This window comes from Cupriavidus oxalaticus, assembly GCF_038900635.1.
Taxonomy (GTDB): Bacteria; Pseudomonadota; Gammaproteobacteria; order Burkholderiales; family Burkholderiaceae; genus Cupriavidus; species Cupriavidus oxalaticus_B.
In genome coordinates, this window is sequence record NZ_JAYMRX010000028.1 from 64043 (window position 1) to 81596 (window position 17554).

Sequence of the window (17554 nt, forward strand, 5' to 3'; positions counted from 1 at the left end):
GCAGTCGCCGTTTTGTCATATTGCGCCGCTAGACTGCGCGGTCGTCCGGACCTGTCCGGTCCGCTACCATCAACCACCGCGGATGACCATGCTTGGCGACCTGCTGATGACCTTTTTTGAAGTAGCGCGCCAGGGCAGCATCACCATGGCGGCCCGGCAGCTGCGCGTGAGCCAGCCCACCGTCACCGGCCGCATCCGCCAGCTCGAGGAATCGTATGGCGTTGAGCTGTTCCACCGCCGCGCCAGCCGGGTCGACCTGAGCGATGTGGGACTGGCGCTGATGCCGGTGGTCGAGCAGTTGATGCAGCACGAAGGCCAGGCCGACTACCTGCTGCGCAACGCCGGCGACCTGCGCTTTGGCAGCCTGCGACTCGGCGCCACGGGTCCTTACTACATCCTGCGCGCGGTGGCCGCGTTCCGGCAGCGCTATCCGGCGATCGAGGTGAGCCTGGACATCGGCAATTCGCAGCAGATGCTGGAAGCACTGTTCGAGTACCGGATCGACGCGGCCGTGTCGTCGCACCCGGTGGAAGACGACCGCCTTGCGCGCATCCGCCTGGCCTCGGCGCCGATGGTGCTGGTGGTGCATCCGGACCATGCCCTGGCGCGCCTGCCGCAGGTGGACCTGGCCCAGTTGCGCGCCTGCCACCTGCTGGTGCGCGAGCACGGCTCGATGACCCGCAAGGCGACCGAGGATGCGCTCGCCGCCTGCGCGCAGCAGCTGCCGCGGCATACCGTGATCGGCAGCCGCGAGGCCATCTACGAAGCGATCCGCCAGAACCTCGGCGCGAGCGTGGTGCCGCTGGGCGAAGTGCCGCAAGACCCGCTGCTGCGGGTGGTGCCGTTCGCGCACGGCGCGCCCGTGCTGAACGAATACCTCTACTGCCTCCAGAGCCGGCGCGGCACGCGCCTCGTGGGTGCCTTCCTGGCCTGCGTGACGGCGGCCGATGCCGCCGCCGAGCCGCGGGCGGCATGACCGCGCGCGCCGACGCCTTTCCTGAATACGACCAGCTGCTGGCGCTGCTCGACGCCGCCAGCCATGTGCTCGACTGCCGCGTGGTTTGCGAAGCCGTGATGCAGGGACACCGCTTCGGCGTGCATGTGGCCACCCTCGGCAGCCGCGACCCGCAGGCGCCGGCCATCGGCATCTTTGGCGGCATCCACGGGCTGGAGCGGATCGGCACGCAGCTGGTGCTGGACTACCTGCGCTCCGTGCTCGGACGGCTGGCATGGGATGAACTGCTGCATCGCGAACTGCAGGCTGTGCGGCTGGTGTTCATGCCGATCGTCAATCCCGGCGGCATGTGGGCCGGCACCCGGGCCAACCCCAACGGCGTCGACCTGATGCGCAACGGCCCGCAAGACGCCGACGCGCGCGTGCCGTTCCTGGCCGGCGGGCAGCGCCTTGGCGCCTGGCTGCCCTGGTATCGCGGTCCGGCAGGCGGACCGATGGAGCTGGAGAGCCGCGCGCTCCTGCGCGTGGTGCAGGAAGAACTGCTGCCGCGCCCGCTCAGCTTTGCGGTGGACTGCCACTCCGGCTACGGCTGGCGCGACAGCATCTGGTTCCCGTACGCGCGCACGCGCCGGCCGATGGCCCACCTGCCCGAGATGTACCTGCTCAAGACACTGTTCGAGCAGGCGCATCCGCACCATGGCTACACCTTCGAGCCGCAAAGCCACCAGTACCTTCTGCATGGCGACCTGTGGGACCACGCGTATGACCTCGCGCCGGCCGGCAGCATGTTCCTGCCGATGACGCTGGAGCTGGGCTCGTGGCTGTGGATCAAGAAGAACCCGCGCCAGCTGTTCTCGCGCGAGGGGATCTTCAACCCGATCAAGGCGCACCGCACCGCGCGCGTACTGCGCCGCCACGTGAGCCTGTTCGATTTCCTCGGGCGCATCGCGTTCGCGCCGGAACGCTGGATGCCGAGCGGGCCGCAGCGCGAGGCGCTGCTGCAGCAGGCACGCGCGCACTGGCAGACGGAAGCGTCGCCATAAGCTGGTGAGGAATGTCATGAGCCGATGGGTATTCCTGCGGGGGCTGACGCGCGAGACGCGCCATTGGGGGCACCTGCCCGTGCAATGGGAAGCGGCCGGGCTGGGCCGGCCGCTGCTGCCCGACCTGCCGGGCAATGGCGCGCTGTCGGTGCAGCCCGCGCCCTGGAGCGTGCGCGACATGGTCAGCGCGGTGCGCCGGCAGCTGTCGACGGCCGGCGCACGCGGGCCGTACCGCGTGCTGGCGATGTCGCTGGGCGCGATGGTGGCCACCGAGTGGGCCAGCAGCTATCCGGACGAAGTCCGCGGGCTGGTACTTGTCAATACCAGCATGCGGCCCTTCTGCACGCCGATGCAGCGGCTGCGGCCGCGCAACTGGGGCAAGCTGCTGCGCGTCGCGCAGCGCTGGCACGACCGCGCCTATTGCGAGCGCACCATTCACGCCATCACCTGCGCGCGCGCGGATACGCTCGCCGCCGACATCGCCGCCTGGCAAGCCATTGCCGCCGACGCGCCGGTCAGCCGCGCCGCCGCGCTGGCGCAGCTGGTGGCCGCGGCACGTTATCGGGCACCGGCGAGCGCGCCCGGCTGCCAGTTGCTGCTGATTGCATCGTCATCGGACCGGCTGGTCGACCCCGCCTGCTCGGCACGCATCGGACAGGCCTGGGACGCGCCGGTGCTGACGCATCACTGGGCCGGCCACGACCTGCCCCACGACGATCCACGCTGGTTGTGCGAGGCCGTGTCGCGCATGGTGTCAGGCAACGGCTAGCGCCCGCTCCGCCGCCTGCTCAGCCGGCATCAGGCTGGTCAGCATCCCCGCGGCGGCGTCGAGCCGGTCCGTGGTGCCGAACAGCCGCGCACTGATCAGGCCGTTCTGCAGCGCGCCGAACGCCACCTGCGCCAGCTGCTGGGACGGCGCCGGGTAAGGCTCCTGCCGCTGCGCCGCCGCGCGCTCGAACAGCCGCGCCAGCCATTGCTCGTTGAGGCAGACAAAATCCCGCATCGCGCAGCGCACGGATTCCGGAAGCATCAGCACATCCGCCGCCAGCATGCCGACCAGGCAAGCCTCGCCGCTGCCGGCGTTGGTGCGCAGCGGTGCCAGGTATTGGCGCGCCTGTTCGGCCGCCGGCAGGCTGCCGTCAATGGCGTCCAGCCGAGCCTGCCTGCGTGCGCCGTATTCACGCACCACTTCCAGCACCAGGTCGTCTTTCGACGGGAAGTAGTAGTGGATGCTCGAGGTTTTGACCCCGACCAGTTCTGCCAGGTCGCGGTAGCTGAACCCGTTGAGCCCCCGACGACGGATCAGCACCAGTGCGTGTTCGACCAGTTCTTCACGTACAGACCGGGTTTTCATGGTTTCAACTCCTTCTTTCTGCGCCGCCCGCCTCAGGCCGGCAGCGCGCGTGCGACGAGCGTGATGAGGGACCCGCTTACCAGGCAAAGCCCTACCCATCCGCCCAGGATCAGCGCAGTGTCAAGCCAACGCATGATCGACTCCTTGAACCGGGCCGCACGCTGGCGGCCCGGTGGTTACAGAAGGCCGGCAGCTTGCCGGCCGTTTTTCAGACGCTTGCTTCAGGCGAGTGCGCCGTCGGTGTACGGGTCAGCCTTGCCGACACGTGCGCCATCGGTGTACGGGTCCGCGCTGCGTGCCGGCGAGGCCGAGACGCCGCTACGATCCAGGCCGGCGACGATGCGGGCACCGTCGGTGTACGGGTCAGCCTTGCCGACACGTGCGCCATCGGTGTACGGGTCCGCGCTGCGCGCCGGCGAGGCCGAGACGCCGCTGCGGTCCAGGCCGGCGACGATGCGGGCACCGTCGGTGTACGGATCAGCCTTGCCGACACGTGCGCCATCGGTGTACGGGTCGATGCTGCGTGCCGGCGAGGCCGAGACGCCGCTGCGGTCCAGCCCGGCGACGATGCGGGCACCGTCGGTGTACGGATCAGCCTTGCCGACGCGTGCGCCATCGGTGTACGGGTCGACGCTGCGTGCCGGCGAGGCCGAGACGCCGCTGCGGTCCAGCCCGGCGACGATGCGGGCGCCGTCGGTGTACGGATCAGCCTTGCCGACGCGAGCGCCTTCAGTGAACGGGTCGAACTGGCCGGTGCGCGCGCCTTCGGTGAACGGATCGAACTTGCCGGTGCGGGCACCGTCGGTGAAGGCATCGGTCTTGCCGACGCGGAACTGGTAACCGTACTTGTCACCGGCAAAGCTGCTGTCCTGCACGCCTGCGGCGTGGGCGGCGCTGCCAGCGAAGGCGGCGGCAAGGGTGGCGGCGGTGATCAGGGTCTTGGCGAACTTGGTCATGATGAGCTCCTGGGGCGATGTTTCGGATCGTGTCGATCGGTGTCAGTGGCTTTGCGGTTCTCTTTTCTGGCTCGTTATCTACTAGTAGATAGACAACCTGTCCTGAAAAAATGACCGCCTTCGGTCATGCAATGGGATCGTCGCTGGGCCCTGCTTCTTGCTTGCTGCTGGCGCTGCGGCGCTTCCATGGGTCAAATACTATCTACTGCTAGATAGATAGTCAAGGAAGAATATTTCTATCGGACCGATAGGTAGCGGCCTTCCCGCGTTAAGTTATTGATTTACAAGAATTTATGGCCATAACGGCGAACAGTGTGCGACGCCGTGCGGTGCCAATTAAAAAAGCCGCCGCGCAGCTTTCGCCACACGACGGCTTCGGACGCGCCACTGACAGCGCGAAAAGTCGGAATGGAAATACTAGCCGGTCACCGCTGCCATCAGCGTATCGGCCGCGGCCTCGACCCGGTCGGTCGTGCCGAACAGGCGCGCCGCGATCAGGCCGCTTTGCATTGCACCAAACACCACCTGCGCCAGACGCGGCGGCGGCACCGGGAACGGCGTGCTGCGCAGCGGCTGTGCACGCTCCAGCAGCCCCGTCAGCCACTTCTCGTGCATCAGATAGAAGCCTTGCAGCAGCTTGTGCACGGATTCAGGCAGGCACAAGGTCTCGGTCGACAGCATGCCGCACAGGCAGATCTGGTCGGAGCCGCAGCTCTTGCGGAACAGCCCCAGGTAGATTTCTGCCTGCTCCGTTACCGGTAGCGTCGTGTCGATGGCTCGCAGGTGCTCGCTGAGGCGCGCGCTGTATTCCTTCACCGCCTCCAGAACGAGGTCGTCCTTGGAGGGGAAGTAATAGTGGATGCTGGAGGTCTTCACCCCCACCAGCTCGGCCAGGTCGCGATAGCTGAAGCCATTGAAGCCGCGGCGTCGGATCAGGACCAGGGTGTGCTCGAGCAGTTGCTCGCGTACGGATTGCGTTTTCATAAAAGCAGTTTATCTACGCGAAGATAGGCGCTCAAGCGGAAAAGCCCCGACGCCCGGGTAATCCCCTAGCGCCGAGGCATCGGCTTTAGCCCGGCAGGACCTGCGCGGCGAAGGTGATCATCGAGCCACTCGTCACGCAGAGCACCAGCCATCCGCCAAGCAGCAGGATGCTGTCACGCAAACTCATGATGGACTCCATCGGGCAGCGGTCTCAGTAGCCGCCGCCGTAAAGGTGGTAAAGCCGCCGGCCCGTGGCCGGCAGCGATCAGGCGAGCGCGCCGTCGGTGTAGGGATCGGCCTTGCCCACGCGCGCACCGTCCGTGTGCGGGTCGAAGCTGCGCGACGGCTCGGCCGACACACCGCTGCGGTCCAAGCCGGCCACGGTACGGAAGCCATCCGTGTAGGGGTCGGTCTTGCCAACGCGTCGGCCGTCGGTGTACGGGTCGAACTGGCCGGCACGCGCGCCTTCGGTGAACGGATCGAACTTGCCGGTGCGGGCACCATCGGTGAAGGCATCGGTCTTTCCGACGCGGAACTGGTAACCGTACTTGTCACCGGCAAAGCCGCTGTCCTGCACACCAGCGGCGTGGGCGGCGCCACCAGCAAAGGCGGCGGCGAGGGTGGCGGCGGTGATCAGGGTCTTGGCGAACTTGGTCATGATGGGCTCCTGGGGCGATGTTTCGGATCGCGTCAATTGGTGTCAGTGGCTTCCAGCCGGTCTCTCCTGCGACTCGCATCTACTAGTAGATAGATGGTCAGCGCTAAAAAAAGACCGCTTAACGGTATTGCAATGGGATCGCCACTTCTCCGCCCTTCCTTCTTTGCTGCTGGCGGTGCAGCGGTTCCATGGAGTGAATGCTATCTACTACTAGGTAGATAGTCAAGGCAAAACTTTTCTATCGTCGCGATAGTGTCACCCTAGGGCAGCAGACTCCACCCATCCGGATGGACATTTCTTAACATGTTTACCGTAGCCTGCTAGCCTGAAACAAGACGCACCCCCACCACGCCACCCCGCCTTCGCATGCTCGACACGCCGCATCCCGATCCTGCCGCAACCGTCTCCGCTCCGGCGGCGCCGGGCACGCTGCGCTGGCTTGCCGTGGCGGCGGGGCTCGCGCTGGCAGCCGGCGTTGCGCGCCATCTACTGTTTCGTGCGGTGGAGCGCAAAGCATTTGTCACGCGAACGGATGAAACAAGCACCGGGATTCCCGTACCCTCGTCATCCACGCCTGTGCGGCATACCACGTTCGCCAGCGGTGATCGAGAGTTGCATGCCCGCTTTGTTCCCGCCGCCCGCCAGGATGCGCCCGCGCTGATGGTCTGCCATGGCGACAATGAAACCCTCGCCGAGTGGCTGCCGGTACAGGCCATGCTCGCCGAGTCAGGCATTGCATCCTTCGTGTTCGACTACAGCGGCTATGGCCGCAGCAGCGGACGTCCTTCGGTGCGTCACCTGCGCCAGGACGCCATGACTGCGTACCGGCAGTTTCTTGCGGCCGCGCCCGCGGCGTCGCGCCACGTGGTACTGGGGCACTCGCTGGGCAGCGGCATCCTGCTTGACGTGGCGCGGCACTTCGCGCCGCAGCCCGACGGCTATGTCATTGCCGCCGGTTTCAGTTCGGCGCGTCGCGCCGCGGTGCAGACCGGCCGCGTGCCGGCATGGGCAGCGTGGTTGCTGCCCGATCCCTGGAACAATGTCGCGCGCGCGAGCCGCCTCGAACGTCCGCTGCTGGTGGTGCATAGCCGCGCCGATGCCGTGTTCGCGCACATCCATGCGGAGCGCGTGGCCGCTGCCGCGCGGCACTTGCACCAGTTGGTGATGCACGACGCCATGCCGCATGGCGCGGCCATCGAGCCAGATCATATCGCCGCATTCTGGCTGCCGATCGTGCGTTACGTGCAGGAATCGGATACCTTCGCGCAGCATGAAACCGGCGCGCGCGTGGAGGTTGTGGAAGCAAGCGGGGATTGCAGCCAGGGCCGGAATTCGCTCGAAAATCAACGCAAAAACAGCAATTCGATGCGCGTGCCAGGCAAGCAGTGAGGGGGAGATCCGAAGTCGCCGGACAATCTACCGCAGACTTCCCCGATCAGCAATCATCCTTGTGGGCGAGGTACCACGGCAAGGTGGCCAAGAGGCCTTTTGTCGATTTCTTGTCTATATTTGTCCTCGTGGCACAAGCATCGCAATTTCGCTTTGACAGAACTGGAGGTACTGCCATGCGTTGGCTTGCAAACTTGTTCAGTCCGCCGACCCCGGAAAAAATTGCCGAAAGGGAACTGCAAGACATGAGGCTGACGCTATTCCAGGCCGAACGGCGCTTGCTGGAAGCGCAGATGCAGGTGGCCTACTACCGCGACATGGTCGCGTTCCTGGAAGATGTCTCGGCCAAGGGCGTGGAAGACGTGGTGGACAAGCGCCGCGCCGCCATGCCTGCAATGCACGAACTGCCCGCCGCCGCGCAGAACGCGCGCACGCCGGGCCTGACCACCGTGCCGATCGTTCCATCCGCTGCCTGACCAGGCAGTAGCCCCGCCCGCCTGCATGGCGGGCGTGCGGCATCAGCGGGCCTGACCTGTGCGATACTCGCGCTGCCTGCCGCGCCCATCGGCGCGCGGGCACGCCGTCACACTGGAACCTGCCCATGAGCGAACTGCTGCCCGCCATTGAAATCGAAACCGCGCCCGATCCCCGCTGCGCCGTGATCTGGATGCACGGGCTGGGCGCCGACGGCAGTGACTTTGCACCAGTGGTGCCGGAGTTGCGGCTATCTCCCTCGCCTGCTGTGCGCTTTATCTTCCCGCACGCGCCGTCGATTTCCGTGACCTGCAACGGCGGTTATGTCATGCCGGCCTGGTATGACATCTATTCCCTCGACGAGGCCGGCCGCCGTGCCGACGAGGCCGGCATCCAGGGGTCGTGCGACGCCATCCGCGCGCTGATCGCGCGCGAGAATGCGCGCGGCATCCCCTGCAACCGCATCGTGCTGGCCGGTTTTTCACAGGGCGGCGCCATCGCCTATACCGCGGCCCTGACGCATCCGGAACCGCTCGCCGGCATCGTCGCGCTGTCCACCTATATTCCCGCGCCGGCCGCGCTCGCCGCCAGCGCCGCTGCCGCGAATGCCGCCACGCCGGTGTTCGCCGCGCACGGCACGCAGGACGATGTGGTGCCGTTGCGGCTGGGCGTTGCGGCACGCGACTTTATCCAGGCGCGCCAGCATCCGCTGACATGGCAGACCTACCCGATGGGGCATTCGGTCTGCCTGGAAGAGATCATTGCCATCGGCGCATGGCTGGCGGAGCGCTTCGGCCCTGCCGGTGCCTGACCCCATCCAACACCGACATTCCTGACAAGATCGCTGCAAGCGCCAAGCGTGCGCAGCAAGCCGTACCCATGAGCCTCGCCCCACTGCCCCGCATCGATTTCAACACCCGCAAGGCGCTGCTGTTCGCGCTGACCGCCGAACGCCTGTCAGCCTATTACGAGCACCGCAAGTGGATGACGGACGCACAAGGCGCGACGCTGGCAGGCGAATGGCTGTCGCGCTCGCGGCTGCAGCTGCCGCTGTCGGAGCGGCGCCTGCTGTCCGAGCTCAGCGACCAGTTCGCACGCCAGCTGGCCGAGACGCTGTCGCGTGAAGCGGGCTTGTATGCCGCGCACGAAATGATGGAAGCGCTCGATCCCAACTACCAGTCGGCCTTTGCGCACGACATGCTCGATGAATGCGAGCGGCTGCTGCGCGAGAACGGCGTGATGGAGTAAGCGAATAAGCGATTAAGCGCTTCTCGCCAGCAATGCAGGAACTGGCGAAAATGCCAAATCGGTGGGACCGGACGCGATTGCCAAAGCGATTGCCAGAGACTTCAAACATGGCATAACCGCTGTGTTTGCAAAGGTTGACAATCGCTTTGGGGCGGGACGCTTACACTGCGCGCTCCGATAATGCCCCATCCATTCCGCCATGGAACGCAAGCACTGCCTCGCCTGGATCGCACTGAGCATGATCGCAGCGGCCTTGCTGACGCTGCTGTGCCTGATCCTCAATGACCACGCAGAGACCCGCGCCGCCACCCGGATACGGCAGATGGAATTCCGCGTAGGCACGCAGGCACCGCCGCAGGCGGGTGCGCCCCGGCCCGCGACTTCAGAACGACGACCAGGTAGTTAAGAAGGACAACGCACGGACGGAGCGCGGGCTTGAGTTTAGTCGCGCCCCCGGGCCGCGACTGCAAAGAATTGATAACGATTTCGTCGCGTCACTGCTTCGGCCAGGACAGACCCGTTGCCTGTGCCAGCGCCAGGTAGGACGTTGCCAGGTGGTATGGCGAAGTCGACGGCATTTCGGCACGCACCACGTCGCCGGAAGGCGCGAGGCATTCGTGCCATCCCTGCGCATGCAGGAAGCGGTTGCGGAACTGCCCGGTCCAGGCTTCCAGCGTGGCCAGCGACCCGGGTTGTCCGTGCAGCGCCAGTGCGCGTGCGTACTCGGTCTGCGCCCAGATGCGCTGGGTACCGTCCAGCAGGCCGCCATGCGCGTCCAGCGCCGCGCTGACGCCCAGCGTGCCGGGCGCCACGCCATGGCGCTGCGCGAAGTCGAAGGCCTGGCGCAGCGCGCCTTCCAGCGGCAGGTCGCCGAACAGCGTGGGCCGGCTTGCCACCAGCGAAAACCATTCGAACTGGTGGCCCGGCTCGATACGGTTATCGGCACTGCCTTGCGGCAGCTCGGCGATACAGCCGCTCGCGGAATCGACGAAGCGCTCGAACACGGCCATCGCGATCTCGCGCAGCCGCTCGGCATACCATTCGTCGCCGGTCGCATCGAGTGCCGCCAGATAGGCCTCGGTCAGGTGCATCACCGGGTTCTGCAGCACGCCCGTGCCTTTCGGGCGAAAGTGCTGGTTGAGCGCGGCGTGGTACAGCCCGCCATCTTCGGCGAACCGGTCTTCGACAATGTCGACGGTTTCGTCGAGCACTTCGAGCGCATCGGGGTTGCCGCGCAGCGCGTGGTAGCTGGCGCAGGCAAAGATGACGAAGGCATGCGTGTAAAGGTCGCGCGTGCTGTCCAGCGGCGAACCGTCCGGTCCGACGCTGTAGATCCAGCCGCCCGCCCCATCGCCGAAATATGCCTGCAGCGAGCCGAACAGCGTATCGGCATGGGCATGCTGGCCCGCCACCGAAAACACATAAAGCTGCCGCGCGCAGGCCATGGCGCGGTAGCGCGCCGCCGGCAGCGGCGCGGCCGTGGCGCCGTCAAGGGCCTCATAGGGCAGGAACAGGCCGGCATTCCAGCCGCTGGCGGTCCACAGCGGCAACACCGTGGCGTCGTAGTGCGCCGTCAGGGCGGCGACCTGTTGGTTGAGCGCGGGCGAATTGAGCATGATCGGTGGCGAGAAGCAGGCGCCACGTGGCGCCAGGCGCAGAAGGTTACTGGATTCGGCGCGGCGGGGGAAGCCGCGGCACGCGTATCTTGCCATGACGCGGTTGCAATTCTCCGATGGCACCAGGCGCCTCTAGTTGCTAGCATCAATGCGTCCCACCTGCCAACGGGAGGCGCCAATGTCGAACCTGCCCCTTACGCTTTCGGACCATCACCGCACGCTTGTCATGCACGTGCTGGAAGAGCCATCCGGCCAGTTCACCTGGCGCATTGTCATGGAGGAACTATGCGGCGCGGCCGATGCTGACTGCACCGTTGAAGCGCCCTCCACTTACAGCTCGCATGCCGAGGCCGAAGCAGCCTGCTGGGCCGCCGGCAACGGCATGCTGGATGGCCCGCGCGCCGCGAGCGAACTGCGCACCACCTGAAGCACAACGCCCGCGCTGCCATGTGCAGGCGCGGGCGTCCGGTCGGCTCCAATCCTTGCGCGCTGCCGCGCATGTCCTAGTCTGGAATCGTGGCAGTGGCAACGCGGGCAGGCTGTTTGCCCGCGATTCTCCGTTCCGGCCACGCCCAGTTCACTGGGTGCTTCCCTGCCACCTGCCTGTCATCTTCCTGGCCTTAACTGGCCTGGTCGCCTCGCCGCTATTGCCATCGGTGCGGTGGGCCGGGCCGCAGCAGGAGCATGAAATGGAAAAGCCGGTCGTCTCTCCGCAGCGTTTCGTCGAGCTGATGAACGAGCGCCTGAGCAAGCATCCCTTGTACCAGGAAGGCATGCGCGTCTACGCCATCCCGCAGCACACCGACCATCCGCGCAGCCTGGTGTGCGTGGGGCCGCGCGGCACCGAATGCGTGTGCGCCACCATCGAAAACATCGTGCGTGGCGAATGCGAGGTGTTCCCCGACATTGCCCAGGACTGGCACCGTCCCCGCAACCACGGAAGTCCGCACGAGGCTCGGGCACGCTGAACGCCCGACAGATAGCGCATGCCCAGCGGATGGTATGACGAGAACGCCAGCTACCGCGGCTATCGCATCCATGTCGCGGCGCTGCGCTATGGCAGCCAGCACGACGGCTGGTGGACGCTGCGCGCCGAAGTCTGGCATCACGGCACGCGGCTGGCATGGCCGTGTCCCGTGATGCAGACGCGCTTTGGCTGTGCCGCCGATGCCACGCGCGCCGGCATGGCGTGGGGCCGCGAAGCCATCGACTCGTATCTCTCCGGCCTGCGCGACGCAGAGGAAGCCGCGCAGTCCTAGCAGCGGCCGCGTTCAGACATCGATGGCCGAGTCCGACTTCACCTTGCGGCGCAATTCGAACTTCTGGATCTTGCCGGTCGAAGTCTTGGGCAGCGGGCCGAAGTACACGGCCTTGGGCACCTTGAAGCCGGCCAGCAGCGTGCGGCAATGCGCGATCAGGTCCTCCGCGGTGGCACTGGCGCCATCCTTCAGTTCGACGAAGGCACACGGGGTCTCGCCCCACTTGGCATCGGGCTGTGCCACCACCGCCGCGGCCAGCACCGCGGGATGCCGGTAGAGCGCGTCCTCCACTTCCACGCTGGAAATATTCTCGCCGCCGGAAATGATGATGTCCTTGCTGCGGTCCTTGATCTTGATATAGCCGTCGGGCATGCACACGCCGAGGTCACCGGTATGGAACCAGCCACCGGCGAAGGCCTCGCGCGTGGCCTTTTCGTTCTTCAGGTAGCCCTTCATGCAGATGTTGCCGCGGAACATGATCTCGCCGATGGTCTCGCCGTCGGCGGGCACGGGCTGCATCGAATCCGGATCGAGCACGGCCACCTGCGACTGCAGGTGGTAGCGCACGCCCTGGCGCGCCTTGCGCACGGCGCGGTCCTGTTCCGACAGCGTACGCCAGTCATCCTGCTCGGCGCAGACCGCGGCCGGACCATAGACCTCGGTCAGGCCATAGACGTGCGTCAGTTCGAAGCCCATCGCCTCCATCTGCGCCAGCACCGCTGCCGGCGGCGGCGCGCCGGCGACCATGCCGCGCACCGGGCCGCGCACGCCCTCGCGCCACGCTGCGGGCGCGTTGACCAGCGCGGTATGCACGATCGGCGCGGCGCAGTAGTGCGTCACGCCTTCCGCGCGCATCAGGTCGAACACGAGCCTGGGCTCGAACTTGCGCAGGCAGACGTTGACCCCCGCGCGCGCCGCGATGGTCCACGGGAAGCACCAGCCATTGCAGTGGAACATCGGCAGCGTCCACAGGTAGACCGGATGCTTGGGCAGGTCCCATTCGAGGATGTTGGAGACCGCGTTGATGGCCGCGCCGCGGTGGTGATAGACCACGCCCTTGGGATCGCCGGTGGTGCCGGAGGTGTAGTTCAGCGCGATCGCATCCCACTCGTCCGCGGGCATGCGCCAGGCGTAGTCCGGGTCGCCCGAAGCCAGGAAGGATTCATAGTCGGTCTCGCCGAAGGGCTCGGCGTGCGGCCCCAGCGCATCATGGACCGCTATCACCTTGAGTCCGGGAATTTCCAGCGCAACCTGCCGCGCAAGATCGGCAAACTCGCTGTCGGCGAGCAGCACGCGCGCTTCGCCATGGCGCAGCATGAAGACGAGGTTGGCGGCATCGAGCCGGATATTGAGCGCATTGAGCACCGCGCCCGCCATCGGCACGCCGAAATGCGCCTCGACCATGGCCGGCGTGTTGGGCAGCAGCGCGGCCACGGTGTCGCCCTTGCCGATGCCCGCACGCGCCAGCGCGCTGGCCATGCGGCGCGCGCGCGCATAAGTGTCGCGCCAGTTCTGTCGCACCGGGCCGTGCACGATGGCAAGGCGGTCGCCGTACACCTCCGCGGCGCGGACCAGGAAGTCGATGGGTGTGAGCGGTACGAAATTGGCCGCATTGCGGGCCAGGCCGCTGTCGAAATCGGTTGGCATTGCTGTGTCTCCGCTTGTCGCACTTTTTCTGGGGCAAGGCTATCATCGCACACGCCCGGCGCACTGTCGTCCGGATGACAAACTCCCCGCAAACCCGCGCCAGCCAAGGCTTACGCAAATCTTACAAGGTGCCGCGCAGCCGCTCGCGCCGATGTCATGACCGCATCCCAGAACCCCGCCCGCGCCCCGCAAAGCATGCTGGCCGGCCATGCGTGGTACGCCGCGCTGGCGGCGGAACACCAGGCGCTGGCCGCGCGCGAAACGCTGCTGCAGTCCTTCACCGCGGGCGCCTTCATTGCCCGGCGTGGCGAGCCTTCGCGCTACTGGATCGGGGTCGACAGCGGCCTGATCAAGCTGGCGGTGTACACGCCGGACGGGCGCGGCTGCACCTTTTCCGGCGTGCCTGCCGGCGGCTGGTGCGGCGAAGGCAGCGTGATCAAGCGCGAAGACCGCCGCTACGACGTGATCGCCATCCGCGACTCGCAGGTGCTGCTGGTGCCCGAGCCGGTCTTCAACACACTGCTGGCGCAGAGCCTGCCGTTTGCAAGCTTTGTCGTACGCCAGCTCAACGAGCGCATGGGCCAGTTCATCGCCACGGTGCAGAACGATCGCCTGCTCGGCGCCGATGCACGCGTGGCACAGGCAATCGCGCAGCTGTTCCATCCCGACCTGTATCCGCGCACCAGTCCCGTGCTGGAGCTGTCGCAGGAAGAAATCGGCCTGCTCACCGGGCTGTCGCGGCAACGCGTCAACCAGGCGCTGCGCCGGCTGGCTGACGCCGGCATGGTGCACCTGTCCTACCAGAGCATCCGCGTGACCGACCTGCCGCGGTTGCGCAGCTTCGGGCTGTCGGATCTGTAGCGGCCAAGGGTTGGCGGCGCCGGCTGCCGGCCATATGTCTTATTTGTGTGTCAATCACCAGAACGCGGGTTATCCTGAACCCCGCCGCTCTTGCACACTCGCGCCAGCAGGGCGGGCCAGCCACCCTGTTGGCAGGGCCCTGCATGAGCCACGGGTCGACCAGCGCAGTCCCTGCCATAACCAGAACCATATAAAGCCAAATACAGGGATGAAAACCACAAACTTGTTTCTGACGGGTCTGGCTGCCGCCGTGTTGACGGCATGCGGCGGCGGCGGAGATAGCGCAGCCCCGGCTTCTTCAACGCCGACCACCAAGATCAGCGGCACGGCCGCAGTGGGCGCGGCGCTGGGCAATGCCAGCGTGCAGGCCAAGTGCGCATCGGGCAGCGGCACCGCCACCACCGCCGCGGACGGCACCTTCACCATCGATATCCCGAACGCCACGCGCCCTTGCGTGCTGAGCGTCACGACGCCGGACGGCACCACGCTGCATTCGGTCGTGGAAGCCGGCAGCGGCACCACCGCCACGGCCAATATCACGCCGCTGACCGAGCTGATCACCGCCTCGCTGGCACAGGGCGACACCGATGCCTTCTTCAACCAGTTTGACGCCAGCGCGCAAGCCAAGCTGACACCGAGCGGCCTGAGCACCGCCACCGAGGCAGTGAAGCTGGTGCTGACCGGCGTGGTCGACCTGACCGGCGTCGACCCGCTCAAGGGCGCGCTGGTGGCCGCCAACGGCAACAACGCGGGCAACGCGCAGGACAAGCTGCTCGACCAGCTGGGCGAGCGGCTGGAATCGTCGAAGACCTCGCTGGACGAGCTGTCGTCTGCAGTGGCTTCCAATGCGGGCGCCACGGCGATCCAGACTACGCTGCAACCGGCGGCGGCAAGCTGCGCGGGCCTGCGCTCGGGCAAGTACCACCTGGTGGGCCTGAGCTATCCGTCCGGCACCGTTGCCGAAGTGGATGCCAGCGCGCTGACGATCACGCAGAAGTCGAGTTTCGCCGCAGACGCAACCTCCGGTCCGTCGGTGACGCTGACCCCGGATGCCGCCGAAGCCTGCCGCTTCACCGTGTCGTCCGGCGGCATGGTCTCGACCGTGCTGATGTCGAAGTCTGGCGTGGGCCTGGTCGTGCCGGCAGCGGCGACGCCGAACCCCGGTGTGGCGATGATGATTCCCGCCCAGCCGCTGACACTGGCCGACATCGCCGGCAACTGGAACGGCCTTGGCTACGAGCGTGAAGACGCCGGCTCGCCACTCAAGCCCAGCCGCATTACGCTGAGCCTGGATGCCGCCGGCAAGGCAACCGCGGGCGCCGACTGCACCGGCGTCAACAGCTGCGAAAGCTGGCCGGCAGCCGAGCTGCCGACCTTCTCCGCCATCGGCAACGGCATCTTCGGCTTCAATGACCTCTATGCCACCGCGCAGCCCGTCTACACGTTCAAGGGCACCGACGGCCAGGTGATGGCGGTGATCCCGCATGAAGACGGCTTCATGATCTTCAACAAGCAGGCTGACCGCGCGCTGCCGGCAGTGGGCTATTCCAATGCGTATTGGGATAACGCGGTGATGTACCTGCCGCCGGCGGGCGGTGGCACGCCTGTGCTCACCTTCACCGGTACGGAGAAATGGAGCACGGTGGTCGAATCGGCCGACGCGCAAACCGGCATCTATACCCGCAAGCGCGTGGAAGACGGCCGCCTCGACAGCTGGAAGCAGAACGTACCGGCGCTCGGCCTGCGCTATCGTGAAGCAAGCACTGCCGCATCCGAGTCGATCGCGATGGTGCTGGGCAACACCGGCGTGAACGTGTCGATCGGTGTGAACAAGGCCAACTTCTTCAGCATCTCGGTCAACCGTCCGTAATTCACGGCATGGCGAATCCGGACATACGTTGCCCGGAGACGCCCCAGGCCGGCGCCGCCCCGCGACGCCGGCTTTTTGCTTTGCGCGTCGCAATCCGCGGGCACATCATCGGAATGCTCCGGGAGGCATCAGTAATCGATATACCTCTACGGCAGTACGGCCTCCGCGTCGGGACAGGGGACGACGGAGGCGGCGGGCAAGTTACGCAGTGGCGAAGCAGTAGGTACAGATCTTGTTCCCGTCGGGATCACGGACATACGCCGCATACGCGGTCGGCGTAAAGCTGCGCGGACCCGGCTCGCCTTCGTCCTGTGCACCGAGTTTCAGGGCTGCCTGGTGGAACGCATGCACGGCGGCGCGGCTTGGCGCGGCAAAGCTGATGGTGCCGCCATTGGCATAGGTCGCAGGCAAGCCATTGCCTGGCCTGGTGACCATGAACGCCGGGGCATCGACTCCCCAGAGAGAGGCCGCGTCCAGGTTCATGACTCGTTTGACGCCTAATGTGCCCAACACTTCGTCGTAGAAGTGCCGGGCGCGCTCCAGATCGTTTGTCCCGATCACAACGTGGGTAAAGATGGTCATAATTGTTCTCCGTGGTTAAGAAAAGGTGCAAATTTCAGGCGTGTGATTTGTGGCCTGACGAGAATCACTCACCCGGACCTCGAAGGCCGGGTCAGCATTGGGCGGCTGTGGCCACGCCAGGATGCTGGCGTGAAAATGGATATGCTCGCCGATGAAGGTGCTGATGAAGTAATAGCCGTGGTCGTAGCCGCTGTGCCGGCGTAGCGTCAGCGGCTGGCCCACGGCGTGGCAGGCGGCCTCGAACGCGTCCGGGTGCAGCTGGCTCTGCAGGAACTGGTCGTCCAGGCCCTGGTCGACGAGGATGCCGGCCGGGAACGGCGCGCCCTGCTGGCGCACCATCAGCTCGGTGGCGTCATACCGCGCCCACGCACCACGGTCGCTGCCGAGATAGCCGGTGAAGGCCTTTTCGCCCCACGGGCAGCGCGTCGGCGCGGCGATCGGCGCGAACGCCGACACCGAGCGGAAGCGCTCCGGATGGCGCTGCGCCAGCACCAGCGCGCCGTGGCCACCCATCGAATGCCCGAAGATCCCCGCGCGCGAGGCTTCGCCCGGCAGCGCGGTGGTGACCAGGTCGAACAGTTCTTCGGCGACGTAGCTCTCCATGCGCCAGTGCCTGCTCCAGGGCGCCTCGGTGGCGTCGAGGTAGAAGCCCGCGCCG

Annotated in this window: 21 protein-coding genes; 13 read left to right on the top strand and 8 right to left on the bottom strand. The window is 66.5% G+C overall.

Annotated features, from left to right (window positions below):
• Positions 1-88: 88 nt before the first annotated feature.
• Genes VSR71_RS30180 through VSR71_RS30190 form a run of 3 tightly spaced genes read left to right on the top strand, consistent with a single transcriptional unit; the run spans position 89 to position 2767 of the window.
• Positions 89-976 (top strand): LysR substrate-binding domain-containing protein, encoded by an 888-nt coding sequence (locus VSR71_RS30180; RefSeq protein ID WP_342917254.1) that lies wholly within the window; start codon positions 89-91, stop codon positions 974-976.
• Positions 973-1998 carry a M14 family zinc carboxypeptidase gene (locus VSR71_RS30185; protein WP_342917235.1) on the top strand — a complete coding sequence of 342 codons (1026 nt, stop codon included), beginning with the start codon at positions 973-975 and terminating at the stop codon, positions 1996-1998. The genes VSR71_RS30180 and VSR71_RS30185 overlap by 4 nt, the downstream gene beginning before the upstream one ends.
• Positions 1999-2014: 16 nt before the next feature.
• Positions 2015-2767, top strand: coding sequence for an alpha/beta hydrolase (locus tag VSR71_RS30190; RefSeq protein WP_342917236.1), 753 nt, complete (start codon positions 2015-2017; stop codon positions 2765-2767).
• On the opposite strand, the gene VSR71_RS30195 is transcribed toward VSR71_RS30190, so the two are convergent.
• The 4 genes from VSR71_RS30195 to VSR71_RS30210 all read right to left on the bottom strand — a co-directional run bounded on the left by VSR71_RS30195 (position 2753) and on the right by VSR71_RS30210 (position 5950).
• Positions 2753-3352, bottom strand: coding sequence for a TetR/AcrR family transcriptional regulator (locus VSR71_RS30195; RefSeq protein ID WP_342917237.1), 600 nt, complete (start codon positions 3350-3352; stop codon positions 2753-2755). The genes VSR71_RS30190 and VSR71_RS30195 overlap by 15 nt on opposite strands.
• A 221-nt stretch (positions 3353-3573) precedes the next feature.
• On the bottom strand, positions 3574-4308 hold the full coding sequence (locus VSR71_RS30200; RefSeq protein WP_342917238.1) for a copper resistance protein CopQ: 735 nt from the start codon (positions 4306-4308) through the stop codon (positions 3574-3576).
• Between the two features lie 417 nt (positions 4309-4725).
• On the bottom strand, positions 4726-5292 hold the full coding sequence (locus tag VSR71_RS30205) for a TetR/AcrR family transcriptional regulator (RefSeq protein WP_342917239.1): 567 nt from the start codon (positions 5290-5292) through the stop codon (positions 4726-4728).
• 265 nt (positions 5293-5557) lie between these two features.
• Positions 5558-5950, bottom strand: a complete 393-nt coding sequence (locus VSR71_RS30210) for a hypothetical protein (protein WP_342917240.1) — start codon at positions 5948-5950, stop codon at positions 5558-5560.
• Between the two features lie 366 nt (positions 5951-6316).
• Here VSR71_RS30210 and VSR71_RS30215 point away from each other — a divergent pair, with 366 nt between their 5' ends.
• The 5 genes from VSR71_RS30215 to VSR71_RS30235 all read left to right on the top strand — a co-directional run bounded on the left by VSR71_RS30215 (position 6317) and on the right by VSR71_RS30235 (position 9467).
• Positions 6317-7339 (top strand): alpha/beta hydrolase, encoded by a 1023-nt coding sequence (locus VSR71_RS30215; protein WP_342917241.1) that lies wholly within the window; start codon positions 6317-6319, stop codon positions 7337-7339.
• 176 nt (positions 7340-7515) lie between these two features.
• Positions 7516-7815: a hypothetical protein gene (locus tag VSR71_RS30220; protein WP_342917242.1), complete on the top strand. Its 300-nt coding sequence runs from the start codon at positions 7516-7518 to the stop codon at positions 7813-7815.
• A 125-nt stretch (positions 7816-7940) separates the two neighbouring features.
• Positions 7941-8624, top strand: coding sequence for an alpha/beta hydrolase (locus VSR71_RS30225; RefSeq protein ID WP_342917243.1), 684 nt, complete (start codon positions 7941-7943; stop codon positions 8622-8624).
• Positions 8625-8692: 68 nt separating this feature from the next.
• Entirely contained in the window at positions 8693-9061 is a 369-nt protein-coding gene (locus VSR71_RS30230) for a hypothetical protein (protein ID WP_135703916.1), read from the top strand.
• Positions 9062-9260: 199 nt separating this feature from the next.
• Entirely contained in the window at positions 9261-9467 is a 207-nt protein-coding gene (locus VSR71_RS30235) for a hypothetical protein (RefSeq protein WP_342917244.1), read from the top strand.
• A gap of 88 nt (positions 9468-9555) precedes the next feature.
• Here VSR71_RS30235 and VSR71_RS30240 read toward each other — a convergent pair whose 3' ends face one another.
• The gene (locus tag VSR71_RS30240) at positions 9556-10677 is read right to left on the bottom strand and encodes an AGE family epimerase/isomerase (protein WP_342917245.1); all 1122 of its coding nucleotides are present in this window, start codon (positions 10675-10677) and stop codon (positions 9556-9558) included.
• Between the two features lie 178 nt (positions 10678-10855).
• Here VSR71_RS30240 and VSR71_RS30245 point away from each other — a divergent pair, with 178 nt between their 5' ends.
• The 3 genes from VSR71_RS30245 (at position 10856) to VSR71_RS30255 (ending at position 11936) form a co-directional block, all read left to right on the top strand.
• A complete protein-coding gene (locus VSR71_RS30245) occupies positions 10856-11104 on the top strand; it encodes a hypothetical protein (protein ID WP_342917246.1) in 249 nt (82 codons plus the stop codon).
• A 262-nt stretch (positions 11105-11366) separates the two neighbouring features.
• Positions 11367-11645, top strand: coding sequence for a hypothetical protein (locus VSR71_RS30250; RefSeq protein ID WP_209762711.1), 279 nt, complete (start codon positions 11367-11369; stop codon positions 11643-11645).
• 18 nt (positions 11646-11663) lie between these two features.
• Entirely contained in the window at positions 11664-11936 is a 273-nt protein-coding gene (locus VSR71_RS30255; protein ID WP_342917247.1) for a DUF6566 family protein, read from the top strand.
• A gap of 12 nt (positions 11937-11948) precedes the next feature.
• Here VSR71_RS30255 and VSR71_RS30260 read toward each other — a convergent pair whose 3' ends face one another.
• Entirely contained in the window at positions 11949-13583 is a 1635-nt protein-coding gene (locus tag VSR71_RS30260) for an acyl-CoA synthetase (protein WP_342917248.1), read from the bottom strand.
• A gap of 156 nt (positions 13584-13739) precedes the next feature.
• Here VSR71_RS30260 and VSR71_RS30265 point away from each other — a divergent pair, with 156 nt between their 5' ends.
• On the top strand, positions 13740-14444 hold the full coding sequence (locus tag VSR71_RS30265) for a Crp/Fnr family transcriptional regulator (RefSeq protein ID WP_342917249.1): 705 nt from the start codon (positions 13740-13742) through the stop codon (positions 14442-14444).
• Positions 14445-14652: 208 nt separating this feature from the next.
• On the top strand, positions 14653-16314 hold the full coding sequence (locus VSR71_RS30270) for a hypothetical protein (RefSeq protein ID WP_342917250.1): 1662 nt from the start codon (positions 14653-14655) through the stop codon (positions 16312-16314).
• Between the two features lie 201 nt (positions 16315-16515).
• Here VSR71_RS30270 and VSR71_RS30275 read toward each other — a convergent pair whose 3' ends face one another.
• A complete protein-coding gene (locus VSR71_RS30275) occupies positions 16516-16896 on the bottom strand; it encodes a VOC family protein (protein ID WP_342917251.1) in 381 nt (126 codons plus the stop codon).
• A gap of 15 nt (positions 16897-16911) precedes the next feature.
• The coding region (locus VSR71_RS30280; protein WP_342917252.1) for an alpha/beta hydrolase-fold protein at positions 16912-17554 on the bottom strand (643 nt) is incomplete at its 5' end.